This is a genomic window from Pseudomonas orientalis (assembly GCF_022807995.1).
GTDB classification, from domain to species: domain Bacteria; phylum Pseudomonadota; class Gammaproteobacteria; order Pseudomonadales; family Pseudomonadaceae; genus Aquipseudomonas; species Aquipseudomonas orientalis_B.
This window is the reverse complement of sequence record NZ_CP094351.1, coordinates 2,383,341-2,403,776: the sequence shown is the minus strand read 5'-3', so window position 1 is coordinate 2,403,776 and position 20,436 is coordinate 2,383,341. Positions and strand designations below refer to the sequence as shown.

General features: G+C 61.8%; 17 protein-coding genes and 1 pseudogene. 9 read left to right on the top strand and 9 right to left on the bottom strand.

The genetic code is table 11. From position 1 onward, the window contains the following. A pseudogene (gene solA / locus MRY17_RS10660) lies at positions 1–1,152 on the top strand (N-methyl-L-tryptophan oxidase). Positions 1,153–1,359: 207 nt separating this feature from the next. Here the strand turns inward: solA and MRY17_RS10655 are convergent. Then, on the bottom strand, positions 1,360–1,584 hold the full coding sequence (locus MRY17_RS10655; protein WP_104502619.1) for a DUF465 domain-containing protein: 225 nt from the start codon (positions 1,582–1,584) through the stop codon (positions 1,360–1,362). Between the two features lie 172 nt (positions 1,585–1,756). Between MRY17_RS10655 and tkt the strand changes: the two genes are divergently transcribed. Next, entirely contained in the window at positions 1,757–3,814 is a 2,058-nt protein-coding gene (tkt, locus tag MRY17_RS10650) for a transketolase (protein ID WP_243353726.1), read from the top strand. A gap of 55 nt (positions 3,815–3,869) precedes the next feature. On the opposite strand, the gene MRY17_RS10645 is transcribed toward tkt, so the two are convergent. The 7 genes from MRY17_RS10645 to MRY17_RS10615 form a co-directional block, all read right to left on the bottom strand. After that, the gene (locus MRY17_RS10645; RefSeq protein WP_191953374.1) at positions 3,870–4,664 is read right to left on the bottom strand and encodes a class II aldolase/adducin family protein; all 795 of its coding nucleotides are present in this window, start codon (positions 4,662–4,664) and stop codon (positions 3,870–3,872) included. A gap of 322 nt (positions 4,665–4,986) precedes the next feature. Further along, entirely contained in the window at positions 4,987–5,820 is an 834-nt protein-coding gene (locus MRY17_RS10640) for a phosphodiesterase (protein WP_191955631.1), read from the bottom strand. 9 nt (positions 5,821–5,829) lie between these two features. Then, positions 5,830–6,861, bottom strand: a complete 1,032-nt coding sequence (locus MRY17_RS10635) for an ABC transporter ATP-binding protein (protein WP_243353725.1) — start codon at positions 6,859–6,861, stop codon at positions 5,830–5,832. After that, a complete protein-coding gene (locus MRY17_RS10630; RefSeq protein WP_243353724.1) occupies positions 6,858–7,652 on the bottom strand; it encodes an ABC transporter permease in 795 nt (264 codons plus the stop codon). The genes MRY17_RS10635 and MRY17_RS10630 overlap by 4 nt, the downstream gene beginning before the upstream one ends. Further along, positions 7,649–8,467 (bottom strand): ABC transporter permease, encoded by an 819-nt coding sequence (locus MRY17_RS10625; RefSeq protein WP_243353723.1) that lies wholly within the window; start codon positions 8,465–8,467, stop codon positions 7,649–7,651. The genes MRY17_RS10630 and MRY17_RS10625 overlap by 4 nt, the downstream gene beginning before the upstream one ends. Beyond that, positions 8,468–9,472 carry an ABC transporter substrate-binding protein gene (locus tag MRY17_RS10620; RefSeq protein WP_065887406.1) on the bottom strand — a complete coding sequence of 335 codons (1,005 nt, stop codon included), beginning with the start codon at positions 9,470–9,472 and terminating at the stop codon, positions 8,468–8,470. Then, positions 9,456–10,475, bottom strand: a complete 1,020-nt coding sequence (locus MRY17_RS10615; RefSeq protein WP_191955629.1) for a LacI family DNA-binding transcriptional regulator — start codon at positions 10,473–10,475, stop codon at positions 9,456–9,458. Before MRY17_RS10615 ends, MRY17_RS10620 begins: the two co-directional genes overlap by 17 nt. 1,033 nt (positions 10,476–11,508) lie before the next feature. Here MRY17_RS10615 and MRY17_RS10610 point away from each other — a divergent pair. From MRY17_RS10610 to argE, 6 genes are all read left to right on the top strand, one after another. Continuing rightward, positions 11,509–12,606 carry a carboxynorspermidine decarboxylase gene (locus MRY17_RS10610; RefSeq protein ID WP_181282271.1) on the top strand — a complete coding sequence of 366 codons (1,098 nt, stop codon included), beginning with the start codon at positions 11,509–11,511 and terminating at the stop codon, positions 12,604–12,606. Between the two features lie 28 nt (positions 12,607–12,634). Then, a complete protein-coding gene (locus tag MRY17_RS10605) occupies positions 12,635–13,879 on the top strand; it encodes a saccharopine dehydrogenase family protein (RefSeq protein ID WP_181282272.1) in 1,245 nt (414 codons plus the stop codon). Positions 13,880–14,124: 245 nt separating this feature from the next. Further along, complete coding sequence (locus MRY17_RS10600) at positions 14,125–15,456, top strand: flavin-containing monooxygenase (protein WP_191951807.1); 1,332 nt, start codon at positions 14,125–14,127, stop codon at positions 15,454–15,456. A gap of 23 nt (positions 15,457–15,479) precedes the next feature. Beyond that, entirely contained in the window at positions 15,480–15,890 is a 411-nt protein-coding gene (locus tag MRY17_RS10595; RefSeq protein WP_181282274.1) for a RidA family protein, read from the top strand. A gap of 11 nt (positions 15,891–15,901) precedes the next feature. Continuing rightward, positions 15,902–16,579 (top strand): DUF1028 domain-containing protein, encoded by a 678-nt coding sequence (locus tag MRY17_RS10590; RefSeq protein WP_243353722.1) that lies wholly within the window; start codon positions 15,902–15,904, stop codon positions 16,577–16,579. Next, positions 16,576–17,721: an acetylornithine deacetylase gene (gene argE, locus MRY17_RS10585; protein WP_243353721.1), complete on the top strand. Its 1,146-nt coding sequence runs from the start codon at positions 16,576–16,578 to the stop codon at positions 17,719–17,721. Before MRY17_RS10590 ends, argE begins: the two co-directional genes overlap by 4 nt. A gap of 119 nt (positions 17,722–17,840) precedes the next feature. On the opposite strand, the gene MRY17_RS10580 is transcribed toward argE, so the two are convergent. Then, positions 17,841–18,752, bottom strand: coding sequence for a LysR substrate-binding domain-containing protein (locus MRY17_RS10580; protein WP_181282277.1), 912 nt, complete (start codon positions 18,750–18,752; stop codon positions 17,841–17,843). Positions 18,753–19,002: 250 nt separating this feature from the next. On the opposite strand from MRY17_RS10580, the gene MRY17_RS10575 reads away from it, so the two are divergent. Beyond that, a complete protein-coding gene (locus MRY17_RS10575; RefSeq protein ID WP_243353720.1) occupies positions 19,003–20,418 on the top strand; it encodes a purine-cytosine permease family protein in 1,416 nt (471 codons plus the stop codon). Positions 20,419–20,436 lie beyond the last annotated feature (18 nt).

The window sequence follows — 20,436 nt, the reverse complement described above, 5'->3', positions numbered from 1 at the left end:
ATGAGAAATACTTACGACGTTATCGTGATTGGTCTAGGAATCACGGGGGCGGCTGGGCTATGGAGGGTAGCTGCGAAATGCACCCGAACACTCGGAATTGAGGCATCGGGCCCCACCCACAGCTATGGGTCATCCCACGGAAACTCCCGTATATTTCGTCGTGCTTATTGGGAAGGCGGACACTACCTGCCGTTACTCAACCAGTCGGATTTGCTATGGAACGAACTGGAACAGGCAACGCAGAAAAAGCTGCTCTTTCGAACCGGGGGTATTTTCGTTGGACCTCAGTCCAGCCACGTGGTGGCGGGAAGCATCGAAACCGCCAGAGGGGGAGGTATAGAGCATGCGGTGTGGAGTGAAGTGAAAACCAGGTCCCATTTTGCAGCATTCAATGTGCCAACTGGATCGCGGACGGTATTCGAGCCCGGTGCCTATGCAATATCGGCCTGCGAAGCCAGATTAGAGATGCTCAACGAGGCGGTGCGTCAGGGCGCCATTATTGAATTTGGAGACAGCGTTGTCGACATGGGCCCTCATGGTTCGCAGATACGCTTACGCACCCGAAACGGGCAAACGCACTTTGCAAAAAAAGTGATCGTCACAGCGGGTCCCTGGATTGCCATTCACCTTTTACCCGAACTCGAAAGCTGCATAGAGCCGCGTCAGATTCCAGTATTTTGGTTCAAGCCAAAGAAAGGGTTCGAGCATCTGTTTTCGTCAGATCAGTTCCCGATTTTCCTCTATGAGCATCAGAATGGAGCCCTTCTCTACGGTCTTCCATCGATTCTCAGCAACGAACCTGGGGTGAAGATTGGTTTTCACAACAGGCAGCAAACTCCAGCCACTCCTGAGTGAGCAAACATACCGGTGCAAAAAATCTATTTGGAAGAGATATCGGAGGTTGTTAGTGATCTTTTCCCCAAGTTGGAGCGCTCGCCCATATACGCAAAAAACTGCTTCTACACGCTGAGTCCCGATGACTCATTTCTGATTGGGGAGTCCCGAGCGTTGAGATCAACTTATTTCGCATCCGCATGCTCGGGGCACGGATTCAAATTTGCGCCTGCGATCGGTGACGCCCTTGCCAGCATGGCAGTTGGGCAACAGCCACATGTCTCCTTAGCGGCGTTTTCGGCCGAGCGATTTTACTAAGTACAGCCCGAACCCGGGATGTCCACCCGGCTCAACAACGCAATCCTTGCATCGCAAAAAGCCCCAGAGCCGGGTGGACGGGGCGCATCATAAGGAGCGAGGTTGAGCTTGTCCCTCAAACAATTCTGAAAAAATCTGCACATTCGCGTGGAACAGCCTGGTGTGTGGCGAGGGAATTTGCCCCTCACCACTGGCTGCGGGTTTTACTTAACCCAACTTCGCGACAATTTCATCTTTGATCAACAAGCGTTTCTTCTTCAGCTTCTCCACCTCTTCATCGCTGGCACTGGCCGACTCCGCCTTCAACACCTCCCCGTCGGCAGCGTCGTATTGCGTGAGCAGCGAGTCCAGCCGTTTGTCCCCCGCCCTGCGCTCGTGAACGACTTCCTTGCTCAACCCCAAGTCCTGATACAGGTCGTGTTTCACTGGCATGACTTACCTCCACAGTTGATCAATGGCCTACCCCTTGAAGCTAGCCCATTCCCAGGGGTCTTGTCATGTTCGAGGTCAATACGCCCCGTTCGTCGTAACCACGGCAATGCAATCAAACCTTTGCCCTGGCTTGCCCTCCACTGTAGATCGCCACTCGAGGGAGACCGGTTACATGAATCACACCGCCACTGCCGCCGACACGCAATGCATCAACACGATCCGCACCCTGGCCATGGATGCCGTGCAGAAGGCCAACTCGGGCCACCCCGGCACGCCCATGGGCCTGGCGCCGGTGGGTTATACGCTGTGGAGTCGTTTCCTGCGCTATCACCCGGAGCATCCCGACTGGCCCAACCGTGACCGCTTTGTGTTGTCGGTGGGGCATGCGTCGATGCTGCTGTATTCGCTGCTGCACCTGTCCGGCGTGGTGGAGATCGATGCCCACGGCAAACGTTCCGGGCAGCCGGCGGTGAGCCTGGACGACATCAAGCAGTTCCGCCAGATGAGTTCCAAGACCCCCGGGCACCCCGAGTACCGCATGACCACTGGGGTGGAAACCACCACCGGCCCCCTGGGTCAGGGCTGCGCCAACAGCGTGGGCATGGCCATGGCCGAGCGTTGGCTGGCCAAGCGGTTCAACCGCGACGGCCAGGTGCTGTTCGACTACGACGTCTACACCCTGTGCGGTGACGGCGACATGATGGAAGGGATCAGCAGTGAAGCGGCGTCGATGGCCGGGCATCTGCAGCTGGATAACCTGTGCTGGATCTACGACAACAACACCATCAGCATCGAGGGCCACACCGAGCTGGCCTTCAGTGAAGATGTGATCAAGCGCTTCCAGGCGTATGGCTGGCACACCGTGCATGTCACCGATGCCAATGATCTGCAGGCATTGAGTGTGGCGCTGGAAACCTTCAAGGCCAATACCGGCGCACCGACCCTGATCGTGGTCGACAGCGTGATCGGCTACGGCTCGCCGCACAAACACAACACGGCCGCCGCCCACGGTGAGCCGTTGGGCGAAGACGAAATTCGCCTGACCAAAGCCGCCTATGGTTGGCCACAGGACGCCAGCTTCCTGGTGCCCGATGAGGCCCGCGCAACGTTGCGCGATGCACTCGTTGAGCGTGCCGAGCCGCTGTTTGCCGAGTGGAACCAGACCCTGGCCGCCCTCGACCCGCAACGGGCCGACGAGCTGCAACGCATGCGCGCCGGGGAAATGCCCGAGCAGTGGCAGGCCGATCTGCCGAGCTTTGCCGCCGATGCCAAGGGCGTCGCCAGCCGAGCGTCGGGCGGCGAGGTGCTGAACGCCTTCGCGCAACATATCCCGTGGTTGCTGGGGGGCTCTGCGGATCTGTCGCCGTCGACCAAGACCAACCTCACCTTCGACGGCGCAGGCCGTTTCAGTGCCGACGATTACAGCGGGCGCAACCTGCACTTCGGCATACGCGAACACGCCATGGGCGCGATTGCCAATGGCATGGCGCTGTCCTACCTGCGGCCGTACACCTCGACGTTTCTGGTGTTCAGCGACTACATGAAACCGCCGATCCGGCTGGCGGCGATCATGGAATTGCCGGTGATATTCGTGTTTACCCACGACTCCATCGGCGTGGGCGAAGACGGCCCGACGCATCAACCCATCGAGCACCTGACCCAGCTGCGCGCCACCCCGGGCCTGCTGACCCTGCGCCCGGGGGATGCGAATGAAACCCTTGAGTTGTGGAAGGTGGCGCTGGCGCAAACCCATCGGCCCAGCTGTGTGGTGCTGTCGCGCCAGCCGCTGCCGACCCTGGACCGTAGCCGTTACGCGTCGGCTGCGGGTGCGGCCAAGGGCGCCTATGTGTTGGCCGGTGCGGACAAGCCAGAGGTGATCCTGATCGCCACCGGCAGTGAAGTCAGCCTGGCGGTCGCGGCCTACGAACAACTCACGGGCGAAGGCATCGCCGCACAGGTGGTGTCGATGCCCAGCTGTGAACTGTTTGAAGACCAGGACCAGGCCTATCGCGACAGCGTCTTGCCGCCGAGCGTGAAGGCCCGGGTGGTGGTGGAGCAGGCCGGGCCCCTGGGCTGGGACCGCTACGTCGGACAGACCGGCGCCAAAGTGGTGATGAACAGCTTTGGCGCGTCGGCGCCCCTGGCGAAGTTGCAGGAAAAGTTCGGCTTCACGGCGGAAAATGTGGTGGCGCAGGCCAAGCAGCAAATCCGGCACACCCGGCCGGAATAAACCGCGTCAATGCGCAGGGGGCTTGCTCCCTGCTGCATCTGCGCGTGGCTGCGGATCAGTTTTTATAGTCGGTATCGGTGCGTTCCAACTGCCGAATCAACGCATTCCAATGCCGCGTCACCCCAGGCCCTTCGCCGCTGCTGAAGACCTTGGCCTGCTGCTCGACCCTGGCCACTACTTCAGCGGGTGGAAACACCAACGCCGCGTTACCGCCCGCCTGCGCCGCAATCTGAATGGTGCATGCCCGCTCCAGCCCTTGCAGTTGTTGAAACGCATGCTCCACGCTGATACCCGCGGTCAACAGCCCATGGTTACGCAAAATCATCACACTCTTGTCACCCAGGTCCGCCACCAGCCGCTCGCGCTCGTCCAGGTCCAGGGCCACCCCTTCGTAGCCGTGATAGGCCACACGACCAGAAAACGCGATGGAATGCTGGGAGATCGGCAGCAAGCCGTCCTTCTGCGCGGACACCGCAATACCGTCGCGGGTATGGGTGTGCAGCACCGCCTGCAGGTCGTGGCGGGCGCCATGGATGGCACTGTGGATCACGTAACCGGCGTAGTTGATGCCAAGCCCGGTGGGGTCGTCGACCAGGGTACCGTCAAGGTCGACCTTGACCAGGTTGGAGGCGCTGATTTCATCGAACAGCAGCCCGAACGCGTTGATCAGGAAATGCTCCTCAGGCCCGGGTACACGGGCGGAGAAGTGCGTGTAGATATGGTCGGTCCACTTGTACAGGGCCGCCAGGCGATAGGCGGCGGCCAGTTTGACGCGCACTTCCCATTCCTCTGGCGTGACGCGTTGACGGACGGTATTGGCGACGCTGGATAGCGAGGTAACGCTGCTCATGGCAAAACTTCCTGGATGGCCTTAAGGACTTCCAGGCCAGCCTAGGGGATGCTCAAAAATAATAAAAATCACATTTTAATCTAAGCTAATTATTATTAATTTTCATAAAGAGATGACAACGACACAAGACCAATGTGGGAGGGGCTTGCCCCCGATAGCGGTGGGTCAACCAACATCAGTGTTTGCTGGTCTGACGCCATCGGGGGCAAGCCCCCTTCACATTTGGACCTCGAGCAAGCTCCCTCGCCACAGATGCGGCGCCGTACCCTGGTTGTGGAGGTACCTATGCCCCCACAGTGATTACATCAGCGGAATCGAAACCTCAGTCAATCAACCCATGAACGTCATAGAACGGATACGGCCCGGGGTAATCCCCGAACACGCCGTTGTGGCTGATCAACCCCTGTTGCGCTTCCCAGCGATGCAACAAATAGCCCGCCGGCTCCAGGTTGAAATGCGCGGGCGCCGCGTCCTGCAAATCCAGCACGATCTGATGGGACGTGCCGGGGCAGACACAACTGACGCTGCCGCCGAAACGGCGCTGCATTGGCCGGTGCAGATGCCCGCATAACAGGCGCTCCACTTGCGGATGGCGTGCGACCACGCGTTCCAGGGCGGCGGCATTGATGAAGGGTTCGCGATCCATATGGCCGATGCCGCTGATAAACGGCGGGTGATGCAGGATCAGCAAGGTCGGAGCCTGCGGGCGCAGCGCCAGTTGTTCATCGAGCCAGTGCAATTGGCTGTCCAGTAACTGGCCGCCATGACCACCGGGAATGGTCGAGTCGAGGCCGATCAGGCGCAGCGGATGCGTGTCTACCACCCAATCCAGCGGGCCCTCTGCCGATAACGGCAAGTAGGCATGATCGCGGAACGCATCCAGCAACGGCCCGCGCGCGTCGTGATTGCCGGGCACCAGGTAGCACGGCATGTGCAGGCGCGCGAGTTGAGGGTGCAGCACGGCGTATTCATCGGCACGGCCGAAGTCCACAAGGTCGCCGCTGATCACCACGATGTCAGGTCGTGGGTGGCTGGCGTTCAGATGGTCGACGGCGCGGCGCAGCGCGCCCAGGGTGTCAACCACGCCATAAGTGAGGCGCTGGCCGGCTTTGAGGTGCAGGTCGCTTATTTGTGCGACGAGAAACGGACGATTCACAGTGGATTCTCACGCATTCAGGGTGAACAGCATGTGCGGCGCAATCGCCAGGGCAATCGGCGCGCCGACGGCGTACAGCCGGTTGTCGCTGCTGTCGACCAGCAACGGTTGCGGGGCGCCGACGTCCACCAGCAAACGGCTTTGCGCGCCCTGGAAGAACTGCGCCAGCAGACGCCCGTGCAAGTGCCCTTCGCTCTCCATCACGCGCAAATGTTCGGGGCGGCAATACAGGGTGTCGGGCTGGTCGGTGCCGTGCCACGGCAGTTCGCCGCCGCAGACTTTCAAGCCCTTGGGCGACGACCCGCTCACCGCGAAGGCGTTTAGATTGCCGACAAAGCCTGCGACGAAGGCGTTGGCCGGTTTCTGGTAGATGTCCCGGGGGCTGGCCAACTGCGCGATCCGACCATGCTCCATCACCAGAATGCGGTCGCCCAGGGCCATGGCTTCGCCTTGGTCGTGGGTGACGAACACCGAGGTGATGCCCAGGCCGCGCAGCAGCTCGCTCAGCTCACTGCGCAGGCGTTCACGCAGTTGTGCGTCGAGGGCCGCCAGGGGTTCGTCCAGCAACAGCACCTTCGGGCGTGGTGCCAAGGCGCGGGCCAGGGCGACGCGCTGGCGCTGGCCGCCGGAGAGCTCATGAATGCTGCGCTTGCCGTGGTGCTGCAACCCCACCAACTCCAGCAGCTCTTCGCAACGCTTGTTGCGTTCGCGCGGCGCCATGCCGCGAACCTTCAAGCCATAGACAATGTTGCCCGCCACATCCAGGTTGGGAAACAACGCGTAGTTCTGGAACACCATGCCCACATCGCGGCGCTCGATGGGCAGGCGAGTCACGTCCTGATCACCGAAAAACACCTGGCCCACATCCGGGCGTTCCAGGCCGGCGATCAGGCGCAGGGTGGTGGTTTTGCCGCAGCCGGACGGGCCGAGGATCGCCAGGGTTTCACCGCCTTCGACGGTCAGGTCCAGGTCATGCACGGCCACGGTGCCGTCGGCGAACGCCTTGCGACAGCCTTGCAGGCGGATAGTGATAGCGGTCATCGACGCTCTCCACGGGACAAACGGGCACTGATGGCCTGCAGCGCGATCAGCAGCGGCACGATCATCAGCAAAAAGATAAGGGTGTAGGCGCTGGCGATTTCCAACCGCGCCGAGGCGTAGCTGTCGGCGAGACCCACCGGCAGGGTCTTGGTCATCGGCGTATGGAGCATCCAGGTCAGGTTGAATTCACCCAGGCTCAGGGTGACCACCATCAACACGCCGGCCAGGATGCCTGCTCGGCAGTTGGGCACCACCACGCTGAAAAACCGTTTAATGGGGCCCGCGCCCAGGCTCGCCGCCGCCTCCTCCAGCACCGGCAGTTGCTGGCGTTGCATCACTGCCATCACCGGACGTACCAGGAACGGCAAGGTGAACAGCACATGGCCGACCAGGATGAACAGCCAACTGCTGCGAAAGCTGCCGAACTGGCCGTACGTCAGCAGCAGCGCCAACGCACTGGCCAACCCCGGCATTGCCACCGGCAGCACCATTAATTCCTCGAAGGCGCGGCTGAAACGGTTGTTCATGCGCACCAGGGCATAGGCCGCCGGCACGCCGATCACGCAGACGCACACCGCGCAGGCCAGGGCCAGTTGCAGCGACAACCACACGGTGGGCGAATAGGCCTGCCACACCTGGATCAACCAGTCGAAGGTCAAGCCGCTGGAAACACCCACAAAGAAATTGCGCGTCAGCCCGGCCAGCAGCGACAGCAGCACCGGCACCAACATGAAGGCGCACACCAGCAGGGTAAACAGCAGTTGCGGCACAAACAGCGATGAGCGTTTCACAGCACAGTCCCCGAATTTTTCACTAGACGCCGCGTGAGCAGCAGCACCGCCCAAGTCACCGCGCCAAGCACGACCGACAGCGCAGCGGCGACGGCAAAGTTGGCGTAATTGGTGAACACGTTATAGATCGCCACGGGCGTGACGTTGAGCCGCGTGCCCAGGGTGAACGCCGTGCCAAAGGCGCCCATGGACGTGGCGAAGCAGATCGCCCCGCACGATGCCAGCGCCGGCGCCAGGCCCGGCACGATCACATCGCAGACCACGCGCCAGTGCCCTGCCCCCAGTGAATGCGCGGCCTCCTCCAGGCTGCGGTCGAGGCTTTCGCAGGCCGCCATCACCGTGAGAATCACCCGGGGAATCGAGAAGTACAGGTAGCCCACGAACAGCCCCGCCAGCGAGTAGGCAAAGATCCAGCGCTCACCAGCCAACTGCAGGCCCAGCGCGGCAAACAAGCCCTGGCGCCCCGCGAGCAGGATCACCAGGAACCCCACCACCACACCGGGGAAGGCCAGCGGAAACGTGAGCAAGGCCACCAGCGCCGAGCGCCCGAAAAACTGTTGTCGGGCGAGGAAAACACCGCTGATGCCGCCGATCACCAACGCGAACAGCGTCACCACCCCTGCCAGAATCAGGGTTTGCCCCAGGCTCCCCAGATATTGCGCGCTGGTGAGCACTTGCCAATAGCCGCTGCCGGCGCTGTCGCGACTTTCGGCGCCGAGCAGCATCAGGTGCGCCAGCGGCAACAGCCAGAATGCGAGCAGCACCGCAAAGGCCGGTGCCAGTGCCCAGGCGGCGTGTCGTGCCGATGTTGCCACTTACTTGACCTCATTCAGGTAACGGGCGGCGAAGGCTTCCTGCACAGCGGCCATTTTTTCGTAGTCCACCACACCGGCGCGGGCGTAGTCGCTGTCGGGCAGGAACTGTGCGGCCACGTCCGCCGGCATTTTCATCGGCCGCACCGGGCGCAGGTAGGCCTTGGCCCAGAGTGCCTGGCCCTCGTCCGAGAGCACGAAGTCGAGGACTTTTTCCGCGTTGGCGCGGTGTGGCGCGTTGGCGACCAGGCTCATGACATAGGGCACGCTGATGCTGCCTTCCTGGGGGATCACGAAAGCGACGTTGGCCTGGTCTTTGTAGCGGGCGCGGTAAGCGTTGAAGTCGTAGTCCACCAGGATCGGCAACTCACCGGACAGCACCCGTGCGTAGGCGGTCTGCTTGGGCACGATGGGGCTGTTTTTCGCCAGTTTCCGGAAGTAGTCGATGGCCGGGGCGAAGTTGTCCAGGTCACCGCCCATGGCGCGGTTGATCGCCACTGCCGAGACGTAGCCGACAAAGGCGCTGGAGGGGTCAAGGTAACCGACCATGCCTTTGTACTCCGGCTTGAGCAGGTCGGCCCAGCTTTGCGGCACCGGCAAGCCACCGAGCGCGTCGACGTTGACCATGATGCCCAAGGTGCCCGAATGGATCGCGAACCAATGACCGGCGGGGTCTTTCAAGCCTGCGGGGATCTGCTCCCAGGCCTTGGGTTTGTAGGTGTCGACCACCTCGGCTTTTTGCGCCTGCAGGCCGAAGGTCACGCCGTAATACACGACGTCGGCCACCGGTGCGGCTTTTTCCGCCACCAATTGCGCCAGGGACTGGCCGGAGTTCTTGTTGTCCAGCGGCACCTGCACGCCGGTGCTGGCGGCGATGGCCTTGAGCTGGGTGCCCCAGTCGGCCCAGTCCGGCGGGCAGTTGTAGCAAATCGCGGTGTCGGCGGCCTGGGCCAGGCTGGCCGCACCGCACAGCAGCAGGGCTGCCAGGGTTTTACTGAGTGCGCGCATCAAGGGTCTCCTCATGGGGCTGGGTACTTTCACCTGGCCGGATATGGCAAGGCAGGCAATAGGACGTCGGGGCGTTGCCGGCGATTTGCGCCAGCAGTTGCTCGATCACGGTGCTGGCCAGCAGCGCAATGGGCTGCACCACGCTGCACAGGGTCGGGTGCATCTGGGTACCGAGGCTGATGCCATCGAAGCCCATCACGGACAGTTGCCCGGGTACGTTCCAGGCGTTGCGGCGCAGTTCGGCAATCAGGCTGATCGCCAGAAAGTCGTTGGAACACACCAGCGCGGTGGGCGCCTCAGGGCGCTGCAGAAACGGCGCGATGGCCGTGAATTCAGCCTGGGTGTGGGCCGGCATTTCGATGACCGGGCGGCTCTTGAGACCGTACGCTTCCATCGCCTCGCAGTAGCCGGCATAGCGCAGGCGGGCACGGTCCGATTGCAACGCGGGGCCGGCGACCATGCTTATCCGTCGGTGCCCGGCTTCCAGCAGGTAACGCGTGGCCAGGGCCATGCCTGCGCGGTTGTCGACCGACACGGCGCTGTAGTTGGGGTTGCTCGGCTGATGGTAGGCCAGCACGAAGGGTGTCTTCTCGGTGTTCAGGCTGCTGAGCACCGCGTTGCTTTCGGCATCGGTCACCGTCAGCACCAGACCGTCAACGCGCTGGCGCAGCAGTTCTTCCACCACCGTGCTTTCGCGCTCGCTGCTGTAATCGGTGGTGGCCAGCACCAGGCTGTAGCCGCGTGACCGCGCGGCGCGTTCCATGGCCTGGAACTGCTCGGCGAACACCGGGTTGAGCAGGTTGGGCACCACGACGCCGATCAGTTGGGTGGTTTGCAGGCGCAACTGGCGCCCCAGCAGGTTCGGCCGGAAGCCCAACTCACGGGCGGCGGCGAACACCTGTTCACGGGTGACCGGGCGCACCTGGTCCGGGGAAGCAAAGGTGCGCGCGGCGGTGGCGCGGGACACGCCAGCCAGGCGTGCTACGTCTTTCAGGTCAGTCATTGGGACTCGCTTGAGATCGATCTCATTGGCGAGGACATTAGCGAGGGAATGTGGCAGGAAGGTGGTGGGGAGATGACGGTTTGATGTCAATGCCCCGACTGCACATCGCGCTCAATGTGGGAGGGGGCTTGCCCCGATGGCGGCCTCTGGGCCGACCGGGATGGGGGATTGGGTTGAGTACATATCCGTTGCTGCGGTAACGGCTACTTAGGGTTCCGCCCTGACGGCGGGGGCCGCCGCCCCGCGCCATCCATGGCGCGGGGCAGCTAAACCGGCGTCCTGCCGGTTTACCCCCCACATCAATATCGAATTGCGGCCAGCGTGGTTTAACGGGGCGCCTAAGATCAAAAACAAGAGCAAGAGCGGCTCGCTTCGCATCGTGGCGTACACCGCCGTCTGTAGGAGCGAGCTTGCTCGCGAAAAACTCACAGGCGCCGCGTTGATTCAGGAAGCACGCGTTATCGTTGACGTTTTTTTCGCGAGCAAGCTCGCTCCTACACAAAGCAGCCGCGCCCAGCCGTAACCACGATGCGAAGCGAGCCGCTCTTGCTTTTGATCTCAGGCGCCCCGTTAAACCACGCTGGCCGAACGTAGGCTTGAATCCGTGGGCAACCCGGCAGGACGCCGGGTTAGCCGCACTGGGCCATGGATGGCCCATTGCGGCGGCCCACGGATTCAAGCCGGAGAGAGGGCACACCGAGCATGAGCGAGGTGCCGAGTGGTGGGGCAAGAGCGTTTTGCTTACTTTTGCGCTTTTCAAAAGTGAGCCGCCGTCAGGGCGGAACCCTAAGCAGCCGTGACCTCAATAACGGATATGTACTCGGTCTGATCCAAAATACTGGCCAATCCTGAGGCCGCCATCGGGGGCAAGCCCCCTCCCACACTAGGTCGGTGTATAACCATGGACGGTCATACTCAGGGCCTATACTCGAGACCCGGCGCAGCAAATTCCGCCCACTAACCTTTCGATCTGTTCCAACTGCGGGCACAATGCGTGTCCTTTTTTGGCAGGCACCGCCGCAGGCTCTCAAAAATGATCAAAACGCCGTACTACCTCATCGATAAACAGAAGCTTCTGGTCAACATGCAGAAGATTGCCTACGTGCGCGAACAATCCGGCGCCAAGGCTCTGCTGGCGCTCAAGTGCTTCGCCACCTGGTCGGTCTTCGACCTGATGCAGCAATACATGGACGGCACCACGTCGTCGTCGCTGTATGAGTTGAAGCTCGGCCGCCAGAAGTTCGAAGGCGAGGCGCACGCCTACAGCGTGGCCTGGGCCGACGATGAAATCGAGGAGATGCTGGAGAACTGCGACAAGATCATCTTCAACTCCATCAGCCAGCTGCAGCGCTTTGCCGAACGCAGCGAAGGCAAGACCCGCGGCCTGCGCGTCAACCCGCAAGTGAGCAGCTCCGATTACCTGCTGGCCGACCCGGCGCGCCCGTTCAGCCGCCTGGGCGAATGGGACCCGGTGAAGATCGAAGGCGTGATCGAACAGATCTCCGGCTTCATGTTCCACAACAATTGCGAGAACGGCGACTTCAGCCTGTTCGACAAGATGCTCGGCACCATCGAAGAACGCTTCGGCGCGCTGCTGCACAAGGTCCAGTGGGTCAGCCTCGGCGGCGGCATCCACTTCACCGGCGAAGGCTATGCGCTGGACGCTTTCTGCGCACGCTTGAAGGCGTTCTCCGAGAAGTACGGCGTGCAGGTGTATCTGGAACCGGGGGAAGCTGCGATCACCAACAGCGCCTCCCTGGAAGTCACCGTGCTCGACACCCTTTATAACGGCAAGAACCTGGCCGTGGTCGACAGTTCCATCGAAGCCCACCTGCTGGACCTGCTGATCTACCGCCTCAACGCCAAGCTGGCGCCGAGCGAGGGTGAGCACACCGTGATGGTATGCGGCAAATCCTGCCTGGCCGGCGACATTTTCGGCGAGTATCAATTTGATCGTCCGTTGGCCATCGGCGATCGGCTGTCGTTCATCGACACCGCGGGCTACACCATGGTCAAGAAAAACTGGTTCAACGGCCTGAAAATGCCGTCCATCGTAGTGAAACAACTCGACGGTACAGTCGAAGTGGTTCGTGAATTTGGTTACGACGACTACCTGTCCAGCCTTTCGTAAGCTGGCGGATATAGGAGAAATAAAGCAATTGAAAAAGAACGTTCTTATCATTGGTGCAGGAGGTGTCGCCAAGGTGGTGGCCCACAAGTGCGCGCAGCACAACGACGAACTCGGTCGTATTGCTATCGCGTCGCGCAACATCTCCAAATGCCAGGCCATCATCGACAGCGTCAAGGCCAAGGGCAGCCTCAAGGTGCCCGCCGACATCCAGGCCTTCACGCTGAACGCCCTGGACGTGGAAGCGACCAAGGCCCTGATCCGCGAGACCGATTCGCAGATCGTCATCAACGTGGGTTCCGCGTTCCTCAACATGTCGGTGCTGCGTGCCTGCATCGACACGGGCGTTGCGTACCTCGACACTGCCATCCACGAAGAGCCGGGCAAGGTCTGCGAGACCCCGCCGTGGTACGGCAACTACGAATGGAATCACCTGGAAGAGTGCAAACAGAAGAACATCACCGCCATCCTTGGCGTGGGCTTCGATCCGGGTGTCGTCAACGCGTACGCCGCGCTGGCGCAGCAACAGCATTTCGACCGCATTGATTCGATCGACATTCTCGACGTCAATGCCGGCTCCCATGGCAAATACTTCGCCACCAATTTCGACCCGGAAATCAACTTCCGTGAGTTCACCGGACAGGTGTGGAGCTGGCAGAACAGCCAGTGGACCAGCAACACCATGTTCGAAGTCAAACGCACCGACGACCTGCCGGTGGTCGGTTCGCAGAACCTTTACCTCACCGGTCACGATGAAGTGCACTCGCTGTCGAAAAACCTCGACGTGCCCAACGTGCGTTTCTGGATGAGTTTTGGCGAACACTACATCAATGTGTTCACCGTACTGAAAAACCTCGGCCTGCTTTCCGAGAAGCCGGTCAAAACCGCCGAAGGCCTGGAAGTGGTGCCGTTGAAAGTGGTCAAGGCCGTACTGCCCGACCCGTCTTCGCTCGCCCCAGGCTACACCGGCAAGACCTGCATCGGTGACCTGGTCAAGGGCACCAGGGATGGCCAGCCGCGCGAGATGTTTATCTACAACGTGGCCGACCACGAAGAAGCCTTTGCCGAGACCGACAGCCAGGGCATCTCCTACACCGCCGGCGTACCACCGGTCGCCGCCGCGCTGCTGGTGGCGCGTGGCGAATGGGATGTGAAGCACATGGCCAACGTCGAGGAATTGCCGGCCGAGCCGTTCCTGCGGGCGCTGGATGTGATGGGCTTGCCGACTCGGATCAAGGACGAGCACGGTGATCGGGCTTGGGATGCGACTGCCTGACGGGCAATCGCTGACCGAACAAAAGAATGCGCCCTCAGGGGCGCATTTTTTTTTGGGCACTTGCCCGATGCTGTGTGTCAGTTGGCACCGGTTCAACTGAACCACCCTCATCGGGAGCAAGCTCTCTCCCACATTGGACTGTGGCGCATCAGTCAACCTGCGGCCCCTCTGCATCCGATATTTATGCTCACTCCCAAGCTTAATAATATTTTATTTAAAACCACCCTCCCCCTAGCCTTGAAGTCATGCCCAAGCTGAATCCAACTGCATCACGCAAGGACAGACACATGACTCAATCGATAACAAAAACAGACACCCTCGTGGTGGGCGCCGGCCAGGCCGGCGTGGCCATGAGCGAGCATTTGAGCAAGCACGGCGTGCCGCACCTGGTGCTCGAGCGCAGCCGCATCGCCGAGCGTTGGCGCACCGGACGCTGGGACTCGTTGGTGGCCAACGGGCCGGCCTGGCATGACCGCTTTCCCGGCCTGGCATTCGATGATGTCGCGCCCGACGGTTTCGCGCCCAAGGAGCGCGTGGCGGATTACTTCGAAGCCTATGCGCGCAAGTTCAATGCGCCGATTCGCACGGGCGTGGAAGTCACTTCGGTGGTGCGCAATGAAGGCCGCCCGGGCTTTACCGTGCACACCAGTGAAGGCGTGATCGAAGCCAACCGCGTGGTGGCCGCCACCGGGCCGTTCCAGAAGCCGGTGATTCCGGCCATCGCGCCGCAAGACAGCGCGCTGCACCAGATCCATTCCGCCGACTACCGCAACCCCGCGCAACTGCCGGCAGGTGCCGTGCTGGTGGTGGGCGCCGGTTCTTCCGGGGTGCAGATCGCCGATGAATTGCAGCGCGCCGGTCGCCAGGTGTACCTGTCGGTCGGCGCCCATGACCGTCCGCCTCGCGCCTATCGCCAGCGGGATTTCTGCTGGTGGCTGGGGGTGCTGGGCGAGTGGGACCAGGCCGCGATGAAACCTGGCCGTGAGCACGTGACCATCGCCGTCAGCGGCGCCCATGGCGGCAAGACCATCGATTTTCGTGAGCTGGCCCAGCAGGGCATGACCCTGGTCGGCCTCACCCAGTCCTTCAATGGCAACGTGGCGACGTTCCAGCCCAACCTGGTGGACAACCTGGCCCGTGGCGACGAGAACTACCTGGCCCTGCTGGATGCGGCCGATGCCTACATCGAGCGCAACGGCCTCGACCTGCCCCTGGAGCCCGACGCCCGCCGCGTATTCCCGGATGCCGACTGCATCAAGCATCCGATACTGGAACTGGACCTGGCCCAGGCCGGCATTACCTCGATCATCTGGGCCACCGGCTTTGCCGTGGACTACAGCTGGCTCCAGGTGGATGCGTTCGACGCGGCCGGCAAGCCCCGGCACCAGCGCGGGGTCTCCAGCGAGGCCGGGATTTATTTCCTGGGGCTGCCCTGGCAGTCGCGCCGTGGCTCGTCGTTTATCTGGGGCGTGTGGCACGACGCCAAGTACGTGGCTGACCACATCGCCATCCAGCGTCAATACCTTGAGTATCGCGAACCCGCCGCGCTGGTTCGTCCGTCCCCTGTCAGCGCCTGATCCCTTTGCCGGAGTTTTTTTCCATGCCTACTCACACCCGTATTCGCATGTTCAACACCAAGCAAACCTACCCCAACCAGAGCCTGGACAATGACCTGTGCCAGGCCGTGCGCGCCGGCAATACTGTGTATGTGCGCGGTCAGGTGGGCACTGATTTCGAGGGCCGACTGGTGGGCCTTGGTGACCCGCGGGCCCAGGCCGAACAGGCGATGAAAAACGTCAAGCAGTTGCTCGAGGAAGCGGGTTCCGACCTGTCGCATATCGTCAAGACCACCACCTACCTGATCGACCCGCGCTACCGCGAACCGGTGTATCAGGAAGTCGGCAAGTGGCTCAAGGGCGTGTTCCCGATCTCCACCGGGCTGGTGGTCTCGGCCCTGGGCCAGCCGCAGTGGCTGATGGAAATCGATGTGATCGCGGTTATCCCGGAATAAGGAGGCGAACCATGACCTTTTCAATCGTCGGCCGCTGCCCGGACACCGGCCAGTTGGGCATCGCCATCAGCTCATCAAGCATCGCCGTGGGCGCCCGCTGCCCATGGCTGCGCCCGGGGGTGGGCGCGGTGTCCACCCAGAACATCACCTTGCCGGCCCTCGGCCCCGAAGTGCTCGATTTGCTCGAGCAAGGCCTCCCGCCTGCCGATGCCATCGACACCGCCTTGACGCGCAACGGCTACAGTCAATACCGGCAACTCACCGCGATCGATCACCTGGGCCGCAGCGTGCATTTCAGCGGCAGCGAAACCCTGGGCACCCACAATGCCCTGTCGGGCGAGCAATGCGTGGCGGCGGGCAATATGCTCGCTGACCGAGGGGTGATCGAAGCGATGGTCCAGGCCTTCGAACACGCCGAAGGCCAGTTGGCCGACCGCTTGCTGGCGGCCATGCATGCCACCATCGCCGCCGGCGGCGAAGCCGGGCCGGTGCATTCGGCCGCGCTGGTGGTGGTGGGCGAACTGACCTGGCCGATCATCAACTTGCGCGTGGACTGGGCCGATGAAGCGCCCATAGCTGAACTGCAAACCCTCTGGAACGCGTACCGCCCGCAAGTGCAGGACTATATCGACCGCGCCCTCGCGCCCGACCGCTCGCCCGGCTACGGCGTGGCCGGGGACGAGCGATGAGCCGCAGCCGCGACCTTCTGCAGACGCTGGTGGGGTTCGATACCACCAGCCGCGAATCCAACCTGCAGTTGATCGAGTTCGTGCGCGATTACCTGGCGGGCTTCGGCGTGGCCAGTGAGTTGATCTACAACGAATCGCGCAACAAGGCCAACCTGTTTGCCAGCGTCGGCCCGGTTGCGCTGCCCGGCATTGTGCTGTCGGGGCATACCGACGTGGTGCCGGTGGACGGGCAACCCTGGACGCTGCCACCGTTTCAACTGACCGAGCGTGACGGCAAGCTGTACGGCCGTGGCACCGCCGACATGAAGGGCTATATCGCCTGCGTGCTGGCGCTGGTGCCGGAACTGGTCAAGGCGCCGTTGCGCCTGCCGGTGCACATCGCCCTGTCTTACGACGAAGAAGTCGGCTGCCTCGGTGTGCGCTCGCTGCTTGGCGTGCTGGCGCAACGTCCGGTGAAGCCGATGCTGTGCATGATCGGCGAGCCGACCGAGCTCAAACCGGTGCTCGGCCACAAGGGCAAACTGGCGATGCGCTGCGATGTGCATGGGCAGGCGTGTCACTCGGCGTATGCGCCCTCGGGGGTGAATGCGATCGAGCATGCCGCCGAGTTGATCGGCGAACTGGGGCGCATCGGCCAACGCTTGCGCGCGCACCAGGACCCACGCTTCGACCCGCCGTTCAGCACCGTGCAAACCGGGGTGATCAGCGGCGGCAAGGCCCTGAATATCGTGCCGGCCGATTGCCGGTTTGATTTTGAAATACGTGCCCTGCCCTCGACGGATCCGGGTGAAGTGGCCGAGGCGTTGCAAGCCTACGCCATGCACGAGGTACTGCCACGCATGCAGGCCGTGAGCCGGCAGAGTTCGATCCAATTCACCGAGTTGTCGGCCTACCCGGGCCTGGTCACCGATGAGCGCAGCCAGGCCGCCGAGCTGATTGCGGCGTTTTCAGGTTCCAGGGAGTTTGGCACCGTGGCGTTTGGTACCGAAGGCGGGCTGTTTGATGCAGTGGGCATTCCCACCGTGGTGTGCGGGCCGGGGAGCATGGGTCAGGGGCACAAGCCGGATGAATTCGTGAGCCTGCAACAGCTCCGCGGCTGCGACGCAATGCTGCAGCGGATGCTGGACTGGCTACGCATCTGAACGCACCAACAATCAACTGTGGGAGGGGGCTTGCCCCCGATAGCGGTGTATCGGTCAACTTATCTGTAGCTGATCCACCGTAATCGGGGGCAAGCCCCCTCCCACATTGGACCCTGTGTTTATCCGAGTAATCGTGCCAGTTCTTCGCGGCAGTAATCGACGAACAACTGCACCGGTTTGGTCAGCGGTGCGCGCTTGAGCCACACGGCCGACAACCCGGAGCCGGTGACAGTTTCCATCAACGGAATACACACCACCTTCTGCCCATCATAGGTGTACTCGCTGAACGGTTTGGTCACCAATATCGAAAACCCGAACCCCCGCCCCACCATCCCGCGCACCATCTCGATCGACGGCGAGCTGAACACGATATTCGGCGTCAACCCGCGTTCTTCAAAGATGCTCACGAAGTAGGTCCGGCTGGGCAGCACGTCCAGCAGAATCATCGGTTCCAGTACCAGGTCTGCCAACGACACTTTGGCCTGCCGCGCAAAGCGATGATCGGCCGGCAACAACGCGTACGGCTGCTGCGGCGGCATCAAGGGGATGGTTTCGATGGAACCGCCCAGATCGTGTTCGAACAGCATCGCCACGTCGATGGTGCCGGCGGTCAGCGCCTGCACCAGCTCCTGTTGTTCACCATCGCGTATACGGATCTCCACCCCCGGCCAACGCGCCTTGAAGCCGGCGATCAAACGCGGCAGGTACAGCGGCGCCACGGTTTCAAAGCAGCCGATATCGATCTGCCCGGCTACCACATCATTGTCGGCCAAGGCGTTCTGTTCGAACTCATGGGCCACCCGCAACAGCTCCAGCGCCTTGCGATAGAACCGCGCGCCGCTGGGGGTCAGAGACACGCCCTGAGCGTGATGCCGGATAAACAGCTGCACCCCGAAACTGTCTTCGAGCTGCTTGATCGCGGTGGAAACCGACGGCTGGGCGATATACAGCTTGCGCGACGCCTCGGCGACACTGCCGCAGTCGGCCGTGGTGACGAAATATCTGAGTTGGCGCAGGTTGTAGGCAGCCATCGGGCCTCCGAAAAACAGGGTGTTTTGCCCCAGACCAGTGCAGGAAAAACCAGCTTTCTCCAGCAATTGGAGCCCCTGCAACATACCGGAGCAAAAATCGCCGCGAGATATTTTTTTTAAGGTCTATAGCAACAAACTTACTAATTTACCTCCCCGTGTCCATTGCAGATGATCGCTCCAACAACAAAGCGCCGCCGTTGCTGCGCACAGCGAAGTACGTCCACGTACTCACCTTGCCTTGGAGCTCGTCATGGTCACCACTGCAACATCCTCCGCCCCGCTTATCGAAAAACACACGATTGGATACGTGCCCCCGGAAGATCGCCATGGAAAGGTAAGAGACCTGTTCACCCTGTGGTTCGGCGGCAACATCGCGCCGCTGCCGATCGTCACCGGCGCCCTGGGTGTGCAGCTGTTCCACCTCAACCTGGTGTGGGGCATCGTCGCCATCCTCGTCGGCCACTTGGTCGGCGGCGTGTTGATGGCGCTGCACTCGGCCCAGGGCCCGCAGATGGGCATTCCGCAAATGATCCAGAGTCGTGCCCAGTTCGGCTCCCTTGGCGCGCTGTTGGTGGTGGTGATCGCCGGCGTGATGTACATCGGCTTCTTCGCCTCCAATATTGTGCTGGCCGGTAAGTCCCTGCACGGCGTGGTCGATGCGGTACCGGTGCCGGTCGGCATTGTGATTGGCGCCATTGGCTCCGGGATCATTGGCATCATCGGCTATCGCTTCATTCATGTACTCAATCGGATTGGCACCTGGGTGCTGGGCGCCGGCATCGTGCTGGGCTTCGGCTACATCTTTACCCATGTGCAGACCAGCGACTTTTTGACCCGTGGCAGCTTCAACATTTCCGGTTGGCTGGCCACCGTGTCCCTGGCCGCGCTGTGGCAGATCGCTTTTGCGCCGTACGTCTCGGATTACTCGCGCTACCTGCCGGCCGATGTGCCCGTCGCCGCAACCTTCTGGACCACTTACCTGGGATCGGCCCTGGGTTCGAGCCTGGCGTTCATCTTCGGCGCCGTCGCCGTGCTTGCGACGCCTGTCGGCATGGACACCATGGAGGCGGTCAAGCTCGCCACCGGTTCCATCGGCCCCTTGATGCTGGTGCTGTTTCTGCTCAGCGTAATCAGCCACAACGCTCTCAATCTGTACGGCGCGGTGCTGTCGATCATCACCCTGGTGCAGACCTTCGCCTACCGCTGGATCCCCACGGCGAAAAGCCGCGCGGTGATCTCGATTGTGGTGCTGGTGGCCTGCGCAATTGCGGCGGTATTCGCCTCCAAGGACTTCATCGGCCACTTCGTCGACATGGTGCTGGTGCTGCTCGTGGTGCTGGTGCCGTGGACCGCGATCAACCTGATCGACTTCTACGCGATCCACAAAGGTCAATACGACATCGCCTCGATCTTCCGCGTGGATGGCGGCATCTACGGCAAGTACAACCCCCAGGCGCTGCTGGCGTATGCGGTGGGGATCGCGGTGCAGATTCCGTTCATGAACACGCCGCTGTACGTGGGACCGATTTCCGAACACATCAACGGCGCGGACCTGTCGTGGGTGGTGGGATTGGTGGTGACGTCGCCGTTGTACTTCTGGTTGGCGAGTCGGGACAGTGCGTATAAGCGTCGGATGGAGGGAGGGAAGTTGGTGAGTGGGGTTTGATACAGAGTCTCGGTTTTC

Bases quoted from the DNA above. Each gene is read 5' to 3' on its own strand.
- MRY17_RS10655 (WP_104502619.1), bottom strand. From the start codon at position 1,584: ATGCCAGTGAAACACGACCTGTATCAGGACTTGGGGTTGAGCAAGGAA.
- tkt (WP_243353726.1), top strand. From the start codon at position 1,757: ATGAATCACACCGCCACTGCCGCCGACACGCAATGCATCAACACGATC.
- MRY17_RS10645 (WP_191953374.1), bottom strand. From the start codon at position 4,664: ATGAGCAGCGTTACCTCGCTATCCAGCGTCGCCAATACCGTCCGTCAA.
- MRY17_RS10635 (WP_243353725.1), bottom strand. From the start codon at position 6,861: ATGACCGCTATCACTATCCGCCTGCAAGGCTGTCGCAAGGCGTTCGCC.
- MRY17_RS10620 (WP_065887406.1), bottom strand. From the start codon at position 9,472: ATGCGCGCACTCAGTAAAACCCTGGCAGCCCTGCTGCTGTGCGGTGCG.
- MRY17_RS10615 (WP_191955629.1), bottom strand. From the start codon at position 10,475: ATGACTGACCTGAAAGACGTAGCACGCCTGGCTGGCGTGTCCCGCGCC.
- MRY17_RS10610 (WP_181282271.1), top strand. From the start codon at position 11,509: ATGATCAAAACGCCGTACTACCTCATCGATAAACAGAAGCTTCTGGTC.
- MRY17_RS10600 (WP_191951807.1), top strand. From the start codon at position 14,125: ATGCCCAAGCTGAATCCAACTGCATCACGCAAGGACAGACACATGACT.
- MRY17_RS10595 (WP_181282274.1), top strand. From the start codon at position 15,480: ATGCCTACTCACACCCGTATTCGCATGTTCAACACCAAGCAAACCTAC.
- MRY17_RS10590 (WP_243353722.1), top strand. From the start codon at position 15,902: ATGACCTTTTCAATCGTCGGCCGCTGCCCGGACACCGGCCAGTTGGGC.
- argE (WP_243353721.1), top strand. From the start codon at position 16,576: ATGAGCCGCAGCCGCGACCTTCTGCAGACGCTGGTGGGGTTCGATACC.
- MRY17_RS10580 (WP_181282277.1), bottom strand. From the start codon at position 18,752: ATGGCTGCCTACAACCTGCGCCAACTCAGATATTTCGTCACCACGGCC.
- MRY17_RS10575 (WP_243353720.1), top strand. From the start codon at position 19,003: ATGGTCACCACTGCAACATCCTCCGCCCCGCTTATCGAAAAACACACG.